11 protein-coding genes and 1 pseudogene are annotated in these 15,981 nt (G+C 73.8%); 9 read left to right on the top strand and 3 right to left on the bottom strand.

All coding sequences use genetic code 11. The features are described 5' to 3' along the window. Positions 1 to 97: 97 nt before the first annotated feature. The 4 genes from PYR91_RS01190 (at position 98) to PYR91_RS01175 (ending at position 6,652) form a co-directional block, all read left to right on the top strand. Positions 98 to 1,429, top strand: coding sequence for a formimidoylglutamate deiminase (locus PYR91_RS01190; RefSeq protein ID WP_279776977.1), 1,332 nt, complete (start codon positions 98 to 100; stop codon positions 1,427 to 1,429). Positions 1,430 to 1,644: 215 nt separating this feature from the next. Further along, positions 1,645 to 2,871: an imidazolonepropionase gene (hutI, locus tag PYR91_RS01185; protein WP_279776976.1), complete on the top strand. Its 1,227-nt coding sequence runs from the start codon at positions 1,645 to 1,647 to the stop codon at positions 2,869 to 2,871. A 358-nt stretch (positions 2,872 to 3,229) separates the two neighbouring features. Continuing rightward, complete coding sequence (locus PYR91_RS01180; protein ID WP_279776975.1) at positions 3,230 to 5,638, top strand: BTAD domain-containing putative transcriptional regulator; 2,409 nt, start codon at positions 3,230 to 3,232, stop codon at positions 5,636 to 5,638. A 333-nt stretch (positions 5,639 to 5,971) separates the two neighbouring features. Continuing rightward, positions 5,972 to 6,652, top strand: coding sequence for an aminotransferase class III-fold pyridoxal phosphate-dependent enzyme (locus PYR91_RS01175; protein WP_279776974.1), 681 nt, complete (start codon positions 5,972 to 5,974; stop codon positions 6,650 to 6,652). Here the strand turns inward: PYR91_RS01175 and PYR91_RS01170 are convergent. Next, on the bottom strand, positions 6,606 to 7,631 hold the full coding sequence (locus PYR91_RS01170; RefSeq protein WP_279777095.1) for a glycosyltransferase family 2 protein: 1,026 nt from the start codon (positions 7,629 to 7,631) through the stop codon (positions 6,606 to 6,608). The genes PYR91_RS01175 and PYR91_RS01170 overlap by 47 nt on opposite strands. Before the next feature lie 182 nt (positions 7,632 to 7,813). On the opposite strand from PYR91_RS01170, the gene PYR91_RS01165 reads away from it, so the two are divergent. After that, entirely contained in the window at positions 7,814 to 9,274 is a 1,461-nt protein-coding gene (locus PYR91_RS01165) for an LCP family protein (RefSeq protein ID WP_279776973.1), read from the top strand. Positions 9,275 to 9,283: 9 nt separating this feature from the next. On the opposite strand, the gene PYR91_RS01160 is transcribed toward PYR91_RS01165, so the two are convergent. Next, positions 9,284 to 10,114, bottom strand: coding sequence for a phosphoribosylaminoimidazolesuccinocarboxamide synthase (locus PYR91_RS01160; protein ID WP_279776972.1), 831 nt, complete (start codon positions 10,112 to 10,114; stop codon positions 9,284 to 9,286). A gap of 280 nt (positions 10,115 to 10,394) precedes the next feature. Between PYR91_RS01160 and PYR91_RS01155 the strand changes: the two genes are divergently transcribed. Together PYR91_RS01155 and PYR91_RS36375 are read left to right on the top strand one after the other, a co-directional pair. After that, positions 10,395 to 11,405 carry an iron-containing redox enzyme family protein gene (locus PYR91_RS01155; RefSeq protein WP_279776971.1) on the top strand — a complete coding sequence of 337 codons (1,011 nt, stop codon included), beginning with the start codon at positions 10,395 to 10,397 and terminating at the stop codon, positions 11,403 to 11,405. Beyond that, positions 11,402 to 12,652: a glycosyltransferase family A protein gene (locus PYR91_RS36375; protein WP_347942811.1), complete on the top strand. Its 1,251-nt coding sequence runs from the start codon at positions 11,402 to 11,404 to the stop codon at positions 12,650 to 12,652. Before PYR91_RS01155 ends, PYR91_RS36375 begins: the two co-directional genes overlap by 4 nt. On the opposite strand, the pseudogene PYR91_RS36370 reads toward PYR91_RS36375, so the two are convergent. After that, positions 12,616 to 12,738 (bottom strand): annotated as a pseudogene (locus PYR91_RS36370) (hypothetical protein); the annotation flags it as partial. The gene PYR91_RS36375 and the pseudogene PYR91_RS36370 sit on opposite strands and share 37 nt — an antisense overlap. An 83-nt stretch (positions 12,739 to 12,821) precedes the next feature. On the opposite strand from PYR91_RS36370, the gene PYR91_RS01145 reads away from it, so the two are divergent. Then, positions 12,822 to 13,271, top strand: a complete 450-nt coding sequence (locus tag PYR91_RS01145) for a GNAT family N-acetyltransferase (protein WP_279776969.1) — start codon at positions 12,822 to 12,824, stop codon at positions 13,269 to 13,271. Positions 13,272 to 13,617: 346 nt separating this feature from the next. Continuing rightward, entirely contained in the window at positions 13,618 to 15,954 is a 2,337-nt protein-coding gene (locus PYR91_RS01140) for a rhamnogalacturonan lyase (RefSeq protein WP_279776968.1), read from the top strand. Positions 15,955 to 15,981: the final 27 nt, after the last annotated feature.

The raw sequence follows: 15,981 nt of genomic DNA, 5'->3' as shown, positions 1-15,981 counted from the left end.
CCCCGCCCCGCCGGGCCCGGCCGCGCGCCGCCGCGCCCGCTCCCGGCCGCCCGCCGCGTGGCGCCGGCACGGGACGGCGGGCGGGGCGGGCGGAACGGTGACCGTGTACTACGCCGACCACGCCTGGCTGGGCGGGGAGGCCACCGAGGCCGGCGTGGTGATCGAGGCCGGCGACGGCCGGGTCACCCGCGTGCGCCCGGGGGTGGCGCAGGCGCCGCCGGGCGCCGTGCGCCTGCGGGGCGTCACGGTGCCGGGGCTGGCCGACGCGCACTCGCACGCCTTCCACCGGGCGCTGCGCGGGCGCACGCAGCGCGGCCGGGGCACGTTCTGGACCTGGCGCGAGCAGATGTACCGCGTGGCGGCCCGGCTCACCCCGGAGACCTACCACGCGCTCGCCCGCGCCGCCTACGCCGAGATGGCCCTGGCCGGGGTCACCTGCGTCGGCGAGTTCCACTACCTCCATCACGACACGGCCGGGCGGCGCTACGCGTCCCCGAACGTCATGGGGGAGGCGCTGACGGCGGCGGCGGCAGAGGCGGGCGTCCGGGTCACGCTGCTGGACACCTGCTACCTGCGCGGCGGCTTCGACGCCCCGCTGGAGGGCCCGCAGCTGCGGTTCGGCGACGGCGACGCCGCGGCCTGGGCCGACCGGGCCGCGGGGCTCAAGGGGGACGGGCACGCGCGGGTCGGTGCGGCGATCCACTCGGTCCGCGCGGTGCCCGCGGCCCAGCTCGGCACGGTGGCCTCCTGGGCGCGCGAGCGCGGCGCCCCGCTGCACTTCCACCTGTCGGAGCAGGTGGCCGAGAACGAGGCGTGCCTGGCCGCGACCGGCCGCACCCCGGCGGAGCTGCTGGGGGACAGCGGCGCGCTCGGCCCGCTGTCGGCGGCCGTCCACGCCACGCACCTGACGCCCGGGGACGTCGCGCTGCTCGGCGGGACGCGCACCGGCGTCTGCATGTGCCCGACCACCGAGCGGGATCTGGCCGACGGCATCGGCCCCGCGCGGGCCCTGGCCGACGCCGGCTCGCCGCTGTCGCTGGGCAGCGACAGCCACGCGGTCGTCGACCTGCTGGAGGAGGCCCGCGCGGTCGAGCTGGACGAGCGCCTGGCGCGCCGGCGACGGGGCAACTGGCTCGCCGCCGACCTGCTGCGCGCGGCCACCCGCGACGGCCACGCCGCGCTCGGCTGGCCCGAGGCCGGCGCCATCGAGCCCGGCGCCCCGGCCGACCTGGTGACGGTGACGCTCGACTCGGTCCGCATGGCCGGCTCGCCGTCCGACGCGCTGGTGGAGTCGCTGGTGTTCGGCGCGACCGCGGCCGACGTCCGCGAGGTCGTCGCCGGCGGCCGCCACATCGTCTCCGAGGGCCGGCACCTGCTGCTCGGCGACGTCCCCGCGCTGCTCGCCGACGCCGTCGCGGCCGTCACATGAGGGCCGCGCGGCGTGAGCCCCGGCGCCGCGAGACGTGTCACGGCGGCGCGGGGGGGGGCGATGCGGGCGCGGTCGTGCGGGGCACGGCGGTGCGGCGCGCGGTGATGCCGCGCGCGGTGATGTGCGGCGCGGCGGTGCGAGGATGTGACGCCGGGCCGGGAGGGCAGGGCACGGTGCGGGCGGGCGGTCATGAGCGTGAGCGAGGGGGAAGCGGCGTGGCTTCGGTACTGATCGACGGCATCGGGTCGCTGGTGACCAACGACCCGGCCCTGGGCGACGGGCCGCTCGGACTGGTCGAGGACGCGGCGCTGGTCGTCGAGGACGGCCGGGTGGCCTGGGCCGGGCCCCGGGGGCGGGCCCCCGGACACGCCGAGGAGCGGTTCGACGCCGGCGGCCTGGCGGTCGTGCCCGGCTTCGTGGACAGCCACGCGCACCTGGTGTTCGCCGGCGACCGCACCGAGGAGTTCGCCGCGCGGATGACCGGCCGCCCCTACAGCGCCGGCGGCATCCGCACCACCGTGGCCGCCACGCGCGAGGCCTCCGACGACACGCTGCGGGCCAACCTGGCCAGGCTGGTCGCCGAGGCGCTCAGGTCGGGCACGACCACCGTCGAGTGCAAGTCCGGCTACGGCCTGACCGTCGAGGACGAGACGCGCTCCCTGCGCCTGGCCGCCGAGGCGACCGGCGAGGTGACCTTCCTCGGCGCCCACGTGGTGCCGCCGGAGTACGCGGGCGACCCGGACGCCTACACCGACCTGGTGCGCGGCCCCATGCTGGACGCCTGCGCGCCGCACGCCAGGTGGATCGACGTGTTCTGCGATCGCGGGGCGTTCGACGGCGACCAGACCAGGGCCGTCCTCACGGCCGGGCTCGAACGCGGGCTCGTCCCCCGGGTGCACGCGGGCCAGCTCGGCCCCGGCCCGGGCGTGCGGATCGCGGTGGAGCTGGGAGCCGCGTCGGCCGACCACCTGACCCACCTGACCGACGACGACGTGACGGCGCTGGCCTCCGGCGACACGGTGGCCACGCTGCTGCCAGGCGCGGAGTTCTCCACCCGCTCGCCCTACCCGGACGCGCGGCGGCTGATCGACGCGGGCGCCACGGTGGCGCTGGCCGCCGACTGCAACCCCGGCTCCAGCTACACGACGAACATCCCCTTCTGCGTCGCCCTGGCCGTCCGCGAGATGCGCATGACCCCCGCCGAGGCGGTGTGGGCCGCGACGATGGGCGGGGCGAAGGCGCTGCGCAGGCGGGACGTCGGGCATCTGGGCCCCGGGGCGTGGGCCGACTTCGTGCTGCTGGACGCCCCCTCCCACGTCCACCTGGCCTACCGCCCGGGAGTGCCGCTGGTGCGGCGCGTCTGGCGGCGCGGCAGGCTGGTCGCGGGCGGCGACCGGCCGGTCGGGCCTGAGGCCTCGGCCGCCCGGCCGGCGCGGGCGTAGGACGGCCCGGCCGCCCGCGATCATGGAAACCGCCCGGCGCGAGCGGGCCGGAGGGGAACGCGGGGTCATCCACTTTTCGCCGGAGATTTTTGCGGAACGCGCCGATGACGGCGGTCACTTCGCCGTGTAATGTCGGTGGTTTTGCTTTCTCCTCCCTGATCCGGTGGCCGACATCTGACCTGCGGGCTAGCGCGACCGTGAAAGTAGCTGAAAGCTGGACATCGCACCTCTCGTCATCTTCTTGTTCCTTTCAAGGAAGTACCTTCCACGCTCACTTGCCTCGATCATTGGCCAAATCCGCATATATATGTATTTATTGCTGTACTTGTAGGCACTGCGCACAGCGGGGTGACACTGAGTGGATTTCAAGATCCTCGGGCCGATCGAGGTCCGGGGGCCCAATGGCACGCCGATCGCACTCGGGCGGAGAAAACAGCGAGTCCTGCTCGCCGCCCTGTTGCTCAACGTAGGCACGGCGATCAGCAGTCAGCGGATGCTCGACTGGCTCTGGCACGAGCAGGCTCCCGCCACCGCCGAGGCCAACCTCTACACCTACATCTCCGCGCTGCGCAGGGCGCTCGGCGCGCCTTCGCGCATCGAGACGGGCTCCAACGGCTACGTGTTCCGGGCCGCCCCCGGCGAGGTCGACGTGACCGTGTTCGAGGATCTGGCCGCCAAGGGACGGCAGGCGCTCGCCGACGGGCGTGAGGACGTCGCGCTCGACCGGCTGACGCGCGCCCTCGGCCTGTGGCGCGGCGAAGCCGTCCTGGAGGGGCTGCCCCTGCCCCCGCCGCTGCGCGGGGAGACGGCGCGGCTGGAGCGGTTGCGCGCCACCGTGGTGGACGCCTCGCTGGAGGCGCGCCTCGCGCTGGGCCGGCACGGCGAGGTGCTCGCCGACCTGGAGGCGCTGACCCGCAAGGACCCGCTCAACGAACGGCTGACGGCCCAGCTCATGCTGGCCCTGTACCGCTCCGGCCGCCGGGCCGACGCGCTCGCGGTGTACCAGGGCGCGCGGGAGACGCTCGCCGCGGAGCTGGGCATCGACCCCGGCCCCGACCTGATCCGCATGCACCGGCGCATCCTCGCCGACAACCCCGCACTGTCCCTGCCGCGAGCCGTCACCGGCCGCAGGGCCTTCGCCCCGGCCGAGCTGCCCATCGACTCGCCGGCCTTCACCGGCCGGGCCGCGGAGAAGACCCGGCTGTGGACGTCGCTGACCTCCGCGGGCCCGGGCGCGGCCGTCGTCATCGCGATCACCGGGCCGGCCGGCATCGGCAAGTCCGAGCTCGCCGTCCACGTGGCCCACCGGGTCGCGAACCGGTTTCCCGACGGCCGGCTCTACGTGAACCTGCACGGCTCCACACCCGGCGCCGCCCCGCTGAAGCCGGCCGACGTCCTGGCCCGCCTGCTGCGCTCCCTCGGGGACGACACGGCGGTGCCGGCCGACGTGGACGAGGCGGCGGCGCGGTTCCGCTCGCTGACCGACGGCAAGCACCTGCTGCTGCTGCTCGACAACGCCCGTGACGCCGCCCAGGTGCGGCCGCTGCTGCCGGCCAGCCCCACCTGCCGCGTCGTCATCACCGGCCGCAGGATGCTCACCTCCCTGGACGCCGTCACGCACCTGCGGGTCGGCGTCATGGCCGAGGCCGAGATGTTCACGCTGTTCGGGCGGCTGGTCGGCGAGCAGCGCGTCGCCGCCGACCCGTGGGCGGCGCGCGCGATCGTACGGCTGTGCGGAGGTCTGCCGCTCGCGATCAGGATCGTCGCCGCCCGGATGATCGCCCGTCCGGGCCTGTCGCCGCGCGCCCTCGCCGACCGCCTCGCGATCGAGGAGCACCGCCTGTCGGAGCTGGAGGCCGACGACCGGGCCATACGGGCGAGCTTCATGATCAGCTACCGGGCCCTGGACGACGAGGGCTCCCGGATGTTCCGGCTGCTGAGCCTGCTCGGCCGGTCCGACATCAGCGTCGAGGTCGCCGCGGCCCTCGCCGACCGCTCGGAGGCGCAGACCGCGGACCTGCTGGACCACCTCGCCGACGCCCACCTCCTGGAGGCCGCGGAGCCCGGGTGGTACCGCATGCACGGCCTGCTCCGCCTGTTCGCGCGCGAACAGGCCCGGCGGGAGGAGACCCACGACGACGAGGCGCGGGCCGCGCAGCGGGCGCTGCGCGGCCACCTGCTGATCGCCGGCACCGTCGAGCGGATCCACCCCCGGCGGGCCAGGCCGAACACCGGGTTCGGCGGCAGGGCGTTCCGGCACTTCGGCCTGTCGACGGGGCTCACCGCCGACACCGCGCGGCTCGACGACGAGCTGGCCGGCCTGACCGCCGCCGCCCACCGGGCTCCCCGCGCGCTCGGGGACGGCCGGCCGGCCGCCGTCGGCGCCCCGTCGCACCGGCCGCACGGCGAGACGGCCCTCCCCGGGATCCGCTTCGGACCGTTCGGCGAGGCGGGCGACGCCCACGACCCGGTCGCGGCCCTGCCCCGGCGAACCGGAGACCCCGTGCAGGCGGGCCAGGGGTACGGGGGCCTCGCCGAGGCGTACCGTCTGGCCGGCCGGCCCGACCTGGCGGCCCTGTGGTACTACAAGGCGCTGGAGGCCGACCTGGCGGGCGGCCGCGGCGGGACCCACCGCATGGCCGAGCACTGGCGGGGCCTGGGCCAGGCGTTCCAGGACCTCGGGGACGACGAGCAGGCCAAGGAGTGCTGGCGCACCAGCACCACGATCCTGCACGCCCTGCATCTGATCAACGGCGTCGAACTGTGACCCACCGCCCGGCGCCGGCCGGGTGACCGATCACGCGCGGTGACCCCCGCCGAGCCCGCCACGGCCGCCGGGGGACGTTCGGAGTCGGCCCTGGCGGCGAACCGGAAACCATTCTCCCCGGACGCCGCCGACCCCGCATCGCACCGGTGAATCCCGCGCGCACGTCGTTTCCGCCCTCGCCCGCCGTGCCCTGACGCCGACCTATACAGGTTCGTATGGTGCGGGGTATAGCCGCTTCGAACAGTATCGACGCCATGTCTCTGGTCTTCTCGGCCGTCCGGAGAAGACCGGCACCTTGCGGAATTCGTGCGAACACGTAAGGGAAGGGTGGACGTGTCTGATCTGATCGGCGTCGAGGAGTGCGAAAGCCTCCCTGTGAAACAGGTGCAGGATCTCTACAGAAGATACGTCAGCCGCAGCCAGGTGAATCTCATGACCACCTTCGGCTTCGGCCGCGAGCTCGTCGAACGCGCCGAGGGCGCCCACATCTGGACCCGCGACGGGCGGCGCATCCTCGACGTCACCGGAGGGGTCGGCGTACTGAACCACGGCCACAACCACCCGCGCATCGTGGCGGCGCGCCGCCGCTTCGCCGAGCGGGGGCGCATGGAGGTGCACAAGGCGTTCTTCTCCCCGTACGTCGCCGCGCTCAGCCACAACGTGGCCGCGCTGCTGCCGGGGGACCTGAACATCTCCTACTTCCCGAACTCGGGCGCGGAGGCCAACGAGGGCGCCGTGAAGATGGCGTACAAGTACCACGGCGGGCGGCGCGGCACCATCCTGCGGGCCGACATCAGCTTCCACGGCAAGACCCTCGGCGCGGGGAGCCTGACCGGGTCGTCGGAGAACTCCTTCCGCTTCCCCGGCCTGCCGGGCATCGTCGTCTACCCCTACGGCGACGTCGCGGCCGTGGGGGCCCCCGGGGGCCCGGCCCCCCCCCCCCCCGGGGGGGGCCCCCGCCAGGGGGCTACGAGACGGCCGGTGACGCCTTGCTCAGGCGCGGCGGGCTGGTGAGGAAGCCCCACCCCCACGCGACGTGCATGGTGGCGTAGACCAGCGGCAGCCGTGCCAGGGCGCCGGCGGGCAGGCCGCGCCCGGTGAGCGCCGAACCGGCGACGATCGCCGCCACGTACGCGGCGGGCACCAGCAGGCCCGGCCAGAAGAACGGCGACACGGCCAGCCCCGCCAGCATCGCCAGCACCGCCAGGGGCGGGGCGAGGTAGCGCAGGTTGATCGTGCCCTCGTGGGTGCGGGCCACGACACGCCGCCACCGGCCGTAGTGGAAGTACTGCTTGGCCAGCGCCTGGACGGTCGGCCGCGGCCGGTACGACACGCGCATGGCGGGCTGGAACCACACGAGGCCGCCGGTCTCGCGGATGCGGTGGTTCATCTCCCAGTCCTGGGCGCGCTGGAAGTGCTCGTCGTAGCCGCCCACACGCTCCAGCGCCGAACGCCGGAAGACGCCCAGGTAGACGGTGTCGGCCGGGCCGGCCTGGCCTCCGGTGTGGAAGCGGGCGTTGCCGACGCCGATGCGGGACGTCATGGCGCGCGCCACGGCCTGCTCGAACGGCGTGACGCCCTCGGCGGCCATGACGCCGCCGACGTTGTCGGCGCCGGTGCGCTCAAGCGTCTCGACCGCCACCCTGAGGTAGTCCTCGGGGAGCATGGCGTGGCCGTCCACCCGGGCGATGATCGCGTTGCGGGCGGCGCCGATGGCGGCGTTCAGCGCGTTGGGCGTGCGGCCGGTGGGGTTCGGCACGACGGTGACGCGGGGGTCCTCGGCCGCGAGGGCGTCGGCCACCTCCTGCGTGCGGTCGTGCGAGGGGCCGACGGCGAGCACGACCTCGATCGGGCCGTCGTAACGTTGGGCGAGCACCTGTCGTACGGCCTCACGCAGGTGCCGCTCCTCGTTGAGCACCGGCATGACGACGGACACGGGCGGCCAGACCTGAACGGACGGGCTGGTGCGGGGCGAGTCGGGGAACTCCTTCATGGCGGCGCTCACGCTACTGTACGAGCGGGTGGGGACGGCAACCCGTTGGCGGAGGAAGGGCCATCCTCATCGATGACCGTTCTCGGCCCGAGGGGGGCACCGCGATGAGTGACGACGGCTCGGACGCCCCCGGCGCTCCCCCTGGGCCCGCGCGCGGGCCCGCCGAAGAGGATGCCGTCCGCGTGGGCGGTGACGCTTACGGCGTCGTCAGGCTGCCGCAGCGGCCGGCGTCCAGGCGCACCCGTGCCGGCGCCCGCGGCGTGCTGCTCGCCGGCGCGCTGTCCGGCGCCGTGCTGGTGGGCTCGGGCGCGCTGTGGGTGCTGTCGAGCTACGCCGCCGGGCAGATCAAGTCGGTGAACGCGGGGACGACCGGCTCCGACGCCCGGGGCGCCATGAACATTTTGCTCGTCGGGGTCGACAAGCGCGACGACCTGACGCGTCAGCAGCAGAACCGCCTGCACCTCGGCCGCGAGGTGGGTCAGCGCAGCGACACCATCATGGTGATCCGGCTGTCCGAGGACCACTCGAAGGTCACCGTGGTCAGCCTCCCCCGCGACAGCTGGGTCGACATCCCGGGCAAGGGCGCCCACAAGATCAACTCGGCGTACGCGCTCGGCGGGGCCCCACTGGCGGTCCGCACGGTGGCCGCCGCCACCGGCATGACCATCCACCACTACGTCGAGGTCAACGTCCTCGGCTTCATCAACGTCGTGGACGCCCTCGGCGGCGTCTCGGTGTGCACGCCCGTCGCGATCAACGACGTCAAGACCCGCTTCCAGCTCGCGCCCGGCACCTACGAGCTCGACGGCGTCAAGGCGCTGTTCTACGCGCGCACCCGCGCCACCGCGCGCTCCGACCTCGACCGCATCGACCGCCAGCAGCAGGTCATCTCGGCCCTGCTCCAGCGCGCGCTCAGCGGCGGCACGCTGGCCAACCCGGCGAAGCTCGCCGACCTGGTCGGCTCCACCCTCAAGACCCTCACGGTCGACGAGGCCCTCGCCAAAGACCTCCTGGGCCTGGCCAACCAGCTCAAGGACGTCTCCACCGACGACGTCACGTTCGCCACCGTCCCGCTGTCGAACGTGAACTACACCGCCCCCACCGGCGAGTCGGCCGTGCTGTGGGACAAGCCGGCGGCCAGAGACCTGTTCAAGCGCATCGAGGCCGACGAGCCGCTGGTGAAGCCCACGCCAACCGCCGGCACGACGACCTCCCCGAGCGCCGGGGCCCTGGCCACGCCGTCTTCGACCCCCGCGCCCACCCTGAGCATCCCGCCGTCCCGCATCGCGGTGCGCGTGGTCAACGGCACCGACATCGACGGCCTGGGCGCCCGCGCCCGCGCCGACCTGCGCAAGGCAGGCTTCCTGGTGCCCCTGGAACCCGTCACCACCGGCACCAGGTACGAGAACACGGTGATCCGCTACCCCGCCGGCCGCGAGGACTCCGCCAGAACCCTCGCCTCCGCCGTCCCCGGCGCCGAGACCCGCCAGGCCGACGTCCCGGGCGTCGAGATCATCCTCGGCGCCACCTACAAGGGCACCGGCAAGGTGACCGTCAAGCCCTCCACCGGAACCACGTCCACCCCGTCGGCGGCAGCCACCCCGGTCGCCAGGACGGCCACCCAGAACATCTGCAAGAAATAGGCGCCGGGGTTACCAGGTGTCGCCGGTGATGCGCTCGTACGCCTCGATGTAGCGGGCGCGGGTGGCCTCCACGATGTCGCCGGGGACCTCCGGGGCCGGTTCCTTCCTGTCCCAGCCGGTGCCGGCGGCCCAGTCGCGGACGAACTGCTTGTCGAAGGCGTACTGCGGGCGGCCGGGCTCCCACCGGTCGGCGGGCCAGAAGCGCGAGGAGTCGGAGGTCAGCACCTCGTCCCCGAGCACCAGCGTGCCGTCGGCCGCGCGGCCGAACTCCAGCTTGGTGTCGGCGATCAGGATGCCGCGCGCCGCCGCCAGCTCGGCCCCGCGCCGGTACACCTCCAGCGTGATCCGCCGCAGCTCCTCGGCCGTCTCGGCGCCCTCCTGGGCCACCACGTCCTGGAAGGTGATGAACTCGTCGTGCGAGCCGAGGGCGGCCTTGGTGGTGGGGGTGAAGACCGGCTCGGGCAGCCGCGACCCCTCGGCCAGCCCAGCAGGCAGCGTGACGCCGGAGACGGCCCCCGTGGCCCGGTACTCCTTGAGCCCCAGCCCGGCGAGGTAGCCGCGCGCGATGCACTCGACCTGCACCATGTCGAGCCTGCGGCAGCGCACGGCCCGGCCGGCGAACTCCTGCGGCACGTCGGTGGCCGAGATGACGTGGTTGGGCACGACGTCCGCGAGCCGCTCGAACCACCACAGCGAGAGCCGGGTGAGCACCTTGCCCTTGTCGGGGATCGGCGTCGGCAGCACCACGTCGTACACCGAGACCCGGTCGGAGGCCACCAGGACGATGTCCCCGCGGTCCTCGTAGACGTCTCTGACCTTCCCCGAGTGAAGAAGCTCCACCACACCCCCAGCGCCACCGGCCGACAACCGCTCCAGGCTACCGCCGCCCGTCCGGCCGCCGGGATGCCGGTGCGGGCCTGCACCAGGATGGCGTCACAGTTACTTAATGTCACTGTTTGCCACGGTGAGGGAGGGTATGGGGCGAATAGGGATCCGCGGCGACGCGGAAGCGGGCACGTACCGCGGAACAGGCCGACGCCGAAAGGAAAGCCACACATCCGGCCGATCCGCCGACGGCACCGTCCTACTCGGCTGACGAACCATCTCCTGGAGTGCTTACATGCGGCTGCCTCTTCCCCGAGGTCCCGTCACCTCTCATCTCTTCCAACGACTCACCCGCACCCCGCACGACGTCGAGCCACTCCCGAACTCCGCGGGCGGACCTCCCCTGGAGGACGACGACCTGCAGCTCGCCCTCTACGTGTGCTACGAGCTGCACTACCAGGGCTTCGACGACGTCGACGACCGCTGGGAGTGGAACCCCTCCCTCCTGGCGGCGCGCGCCGCCATGGAGCGCCGGTTCGAGGACGGCCTGGCGCGCGCCGTCCCCCGGCCGCCGGTCGTCCCCCCGGCGAGGCTGCGCCACGCCATGACGCGGCTGGTCGACGCCTCCGACGGCGGGCCCTCCCTGTCGGCGTTCCTCCAGCGTCAGGCGACGCTGGAGCAGTTCCGCGAGTTCGTCGTCCACCGGTCGCCCTACCACCTCAAGGAGGCCGACCCGCACACCTGGGCCATCCCCCGGCTGCACGGCGCCCCCAAGGCGGCCCTCGTCGAGATCCAGGCCGACGAGTACGGCGGCGGCCGGCTGGAGCGGATGCACTCGGAGCTGTTCAGGAAGACCATGCGCGGCCTCGGCCTGAACGACTCCTACGGCGCCTACGTCGACCACGTCCCGGCGATCACGCTGGCCGGCTCGAACGTCATGTCCCTGTTCGGGCTGCACCGCAGGTGGCGCGGCGCCCTGCTCGGCCACCTGGCGGCCCTGGAGATGACCTCGTCCCTGCCGAACATGAGGTACTCGCGAGGCCTGCGGCGGCTGGGGGCCGACCCCGGGACCGCCCACTTCTACGACGAGCACATCCAGGCGGACGCCGTCCACGAGCAGATCGCCCTGAACGACATGTGCGGCGGCTTCGCCGCGGCCGAACCGTCCGCGACCGGCGACGTCCTGTACGGGGCCGCCTGCGCCCTCACCCTCGACCGCCTCTTCGCCGAACACCTCCTCGCCGCCTGGCGCCGGGACGCCTCGTCACTGAGCGAGGCCGGCCTGGCCGCGAGCCGGCCGGCATGAGCCTTCGCCCCGGCCCGCCGCCGCGCCCGCGCGCGGGCCCCGCGGTCGCCCGGCTCGACGTCACGGTGGACGACCCGCCGCCGCGCGCGGGCCCCGCCGTCGACTACGTGCTGCCGTTGCGCTGGGAGCAGGACTCGGGCCTGGAGGAGCTCACCGCGTACCTGCGATGGCTGAGCCGCCGCGCGCGGGTGATCGTGGTGGACGGCTCGCCGCCCGGCGTCTTCGACCGGCACGCCGCCCGGTGGGCGGACATGGTGCTGCACGTCCGCCCGGACCGCGACCTGCGCTTCGCCAACGGGAAGGTCTGCGGCGTGGTCACCGGGATCCGCCTGGCCCGGACGGACAACGTGATCATCGCCGACGACGACGTCCGCTACGACGGGCCGGCGCTGCACCGCGTGGCGGCGCTCCTCGGCGAGGCCGACCTGGTGCGCCCGCAGAACTACTTCGACCCCTCCCCCTGGCACGCCCGGTGGGACACGGCCCGCACCCTGCTCAACCGGGCACTCGGCGCCGACTACCCCGGCACCCTGGGGGTCCGCCGTTCCACCTTCCTGCGGATGGGCGGCTACGACGGGGACGCGATGTTCGAGAACCTGGAGCTCATCCGCACCGTCCGCGCGGCGGGCGGCCGCGAGCTGCGCCCCCTGGACCTGTACGTCCGCCGGCTTCCCCCGGACGCCCGCCACTTCTGGGCCCAGCGGATCCGTCAGGCCTACGACGACCTGGCCCAGCCGGCCCGCCTGGCCTTCTTCCTCGCCGTGCTCCCCGCCCTGGCCGCCGGCCTGATCGGACGACGGCCCTCCACCGCCCCGCACACCGGCCCGCCCAGACGGCACGGCCGGCCGGCGCGAACCGGCTCGCTCCGGCGACGCGGAGCCGCGCTGGCGCTGTGCGCCGGCGTCTCGGTGGCGCTCGCCGAAGCCGGGCGCCGGCGCGCCGGGGGCCGCCGGGTCTTCCCCGCCGCGGCCTCCCTGTTCGCCCCCGCGTGGATTTTGGAACGATCGGTCTGCATCTGGTTCGCCCTGGTCAGCCGCCTGCGCGGCGGCATACCCTATCGCGGCCTGCGCCTGAGGACGGCGGCCCACACGGTCCGCCGCCTGCGTCAGGCGGCCCCGTCCGGGGCGCTGGGCGCCCGGAAGCCCGTCACCTTGTGCGACCCGTCGCAGAACGGCTTGGTGGCCGAGCGCCCGCACCGGCACAGCGCCACCGTCGCCCGCCCAGGGTCGATCCGCCGCCCGTCCTGAGTCACCAGGACGAACGGCCCCCGCACGAGCAACGGCCCGTCCTCACACGGCGTCACCGTCACCGGCTCGTCGAACTGCTCCGCCATGTCCCCCGGTCCTCCGACTATCCCCGGGCGATCAGCCCAGGTCACCCCGTCTCGCCATGAACCCCCCTCGATACCCTTCCCCCATGTCCGTAACCTTCCGCGCCGCCAGGCGAGAAGACGTCCCCCTGATCGTCGCCATGCTGGCCGACGACCCGATCGCCGCGGCGAGGGAGGGTGACCCGTCCGACGAGGTCTACCGCACCGCCTTCGAGGCCATCGACGCCGACCCCCGGCAGGAGCTGGTCGTGGCCGAGGTGGACGGCCGGGTGGCGGGCACGATGCAGCTCACGTTCATCCCCGGCCTGTCTCGCAGGGGCGGCGAGCGGGCGCTGATCGAGGCGGTGCGCGTGGCCGGCTCACATCGCGGCCAGGGCCTCGGCAGGGAGATGATGCGCTGGGCCGTCGACCGCGCCCGCGCCCGGGGCTGCCGGATGGTCCAGCTGACCACCGACAGGTCCCGCGCCGACGCGCACCGCTTCTACGCCTCGCTCGGCTTCGTCGACTCCCACCTGGGCTTCAAGCTCGCCCTCTGAACACGCACGTCCTTCGGACCCTCGCGCCCGTTCCGGCCCGCGAACCCCGGCGCCGGCCGGACGCGGGTGAAACTTTCACCATCCCCGGCGACGCCTCCAAGACGCCGGCCGCGCGCCCTTCCGGCCCGGGACCACCCGCCCACCACAGCCCCGCCTGCGCTCCCTCCGGCGTAGAACGATTCAATCCGCACGAATTGACCTCTCCAGTGCCGTGAACTGCGTTTATCGCGTAAGAAACGCCCGAAATCTATTTCTTGACAAGGCCATTGAATGCCCTTAGTTTCCGCCTTGGTTGCATCGATTTAATTCGCGGCAGACGCGAGTGACCCCCGAGGTGGAGCCCCCCATGAGTCCCCCCAGCAGCATCCGCCGCATCCTCCTCACCGCCTCGGCCGCACTGCTCTGCGCGGGCCTGCCGGCGGGCCCGGCACGGGCCGGCGACGCCGCGAGCGGCCACGGCCGGCCGGGCGGCGGCGTCCAGGTGGAGCACCTCGACCGCGGGCTGGTCGCCGCCTCCACCGGCCAGGGGGTGTTCCTCAGCTGGCGGCTGCTCGGCGACGAGGTGACCGGCGCCGGCGCCACCGGCATGACCGGCGCCGACTTCCGGGTCTACCGCGACGGCCGCCCCATCGCGACGGTCACCGGCAGCACCAACCACCTCGACACCGCCGGCACCGGCGCCTCCGAGTACCGCGTGGCCGCGATCATCCGGGGCAGGGAGGGCCCGCGCGGCGCGGCGGCCAAGCCGTGGCCGGCGCCGTTCCACGACCTGCCGCTGCGCAGGCCGGCCGACGGCGTCACGCCGGCAGGCGAGGCGTACACCTACGCGGCCAACGACATGAGCGTCGGCGACGTCGACGGCGACGGGCGCTACGAGTACGTCGTCAAGTGGGATCCCTCCAACTCCAAGGACGTCTCCCAGCGCGGCTACACCGGCCCCACCTACGTCGACACCTACCGCTTCGACGGAGCCCTGCTCTGGCGCCTCGACCTCGGGGTCAACATCCGCTCCGGCGCGCACTACACCCAGTTCCTCGTCTACGACTTCGACGGCGACGGCCGCTCCGAGATGATGCTCAAGACCGCCCCCGGCACGAAGATCATCCGTTACGACGCCGACGGCGACGTGGTTTCCGAGCGCCACATCACCATGCCCCGGCAGGACGTCAGGGCCGGGTACTCCCACGCCGACGACTACCGGGCGAGCGCCGCCGGCTACTTCGACCATCTCGTCGAGATGTTCCTGCGCTGGCACGAGCACCCCGAGGTGGTCGCCGGGCGCTGGCCGGCGACGCTCGAACAGGCCTTCGGCATCGAGCCCGCCCACGACTACCCGCTCACCCGGGAGGCCGCCGTCGAGCTGGCGACCCACTTCGTCGACGTCTACGCGCCCGCCCGCAGCGCCAACAACCGGCTGCGCGAGTTCGCGGGCTTCGTCTTCACCGGGCCCGAGTACCTGTCGGTGTTCAACGGGGCCGACGGCAGGGAGCTGCAGACCATCCACTACAAGCCCGCGCGCGGCGACGACGGCCTGCTGTGGGGCGACTACGCCATGGCCCGCGTCGAGCCGGCCAACCGCGTCGACCGGTTCCTGTCGGCCGTCGCCTACCTCGACGGCAGGCGGCCGTCGGCGATCTTCGCCCGCGGGTACTACACGCGCACGACGCTCGTGGCGTACGACTGGAACGGCCGGAGGCTGACGGAGGTCTGGTCCGTCGACAGCGGCCACGTGCCGATGTCCAACCCGTTCAACGCCGCCCCGCACGGGGTCGACGGCACCGACCCGGAGTTCGGCTCCATCACCACGCAGGGCTTCCACTCGCTGAGCGTGGCCGACGTCGACCGCGACGGCAGGCACGAGGTGATCTACGGCGCCGCGACCATCGACGACGACGGCGGCCTGCTGTACTCCTCGTTCGCCGAAGGGCCGCCCCAGAGCAACGTGCCCGGTCAACGCGTCCGGCTGGGCCACGGCGACGCCCTGCACGTCGGCGACTTCGACCTCGCCCGGGAGGGCCTGGAGATCTGGTCGGTGCACGAGGGCGGCGCGTGGGCGCCCTACGGGTGGGCGATGCGCGACGCCGCGACCGGCGAGGTGCTGTTCGGCGGCTACAGCGGCGTGGACACCGGCCGCGGCATGGTCGGCGACATCGACCCCGCCGTCCCCGGCGCCGAGGCCTGGTCGTCGATGCCGCCCAACCAGGCGGTCGAGGCGGGCCTGTGGTCGGCCGACGGCGACTACCTGGGCCGGAACGCCCCCGGCACGAACATGAGCATCCGCTGGGCCGCCGACATGACCACCCAGATCGTCAACGGCACCGCCACCACCGTCCCGCAGACCCCCACGATCGACGACCGGCGCCGCGGCACGCTGCTCACCGCCGAGGGCACCCTGGCCAACAACGGCACCAAGGGCAACCCCGCCCTGGTGGCCGACGTCTTCGGCGACTGGCGCGAGGAACTCCTGCTGCGCACCGCCGACAGCACCGCGATCAGGATGTACCTCAGCACCGAGCTGACCGACCGCAAGCTCCACACCCTCATGCACGACCCCCGTTACCGGGCGGAGGTCGCCAGGCAGCAGACCGCCTACAACCAGCCCTCCTACCCCAGCTTCCCCCTCACCTCCGACCTCGACTGGTCCAAGGTGCCGCTCCCCCACCTCCGAATCCCGCGCAGGTAGCCGAGGCGGCCGGGCTCTGTCGAGCAT

The organism is Sphaerisporangium sp. TRM90804 (genome assembly GCF_029846175.1).
GTDB lineage: Bacteria > Actinomycetota > Actinomycetes > Streptosporangiales > Streptosporangiaceae > Sphaerisporangium.
The sequence above is the reverse complement of the archived record's forward strand: the minus strand, read 5'-3'. Positions and strand labels throughout refer to the sequence as shown.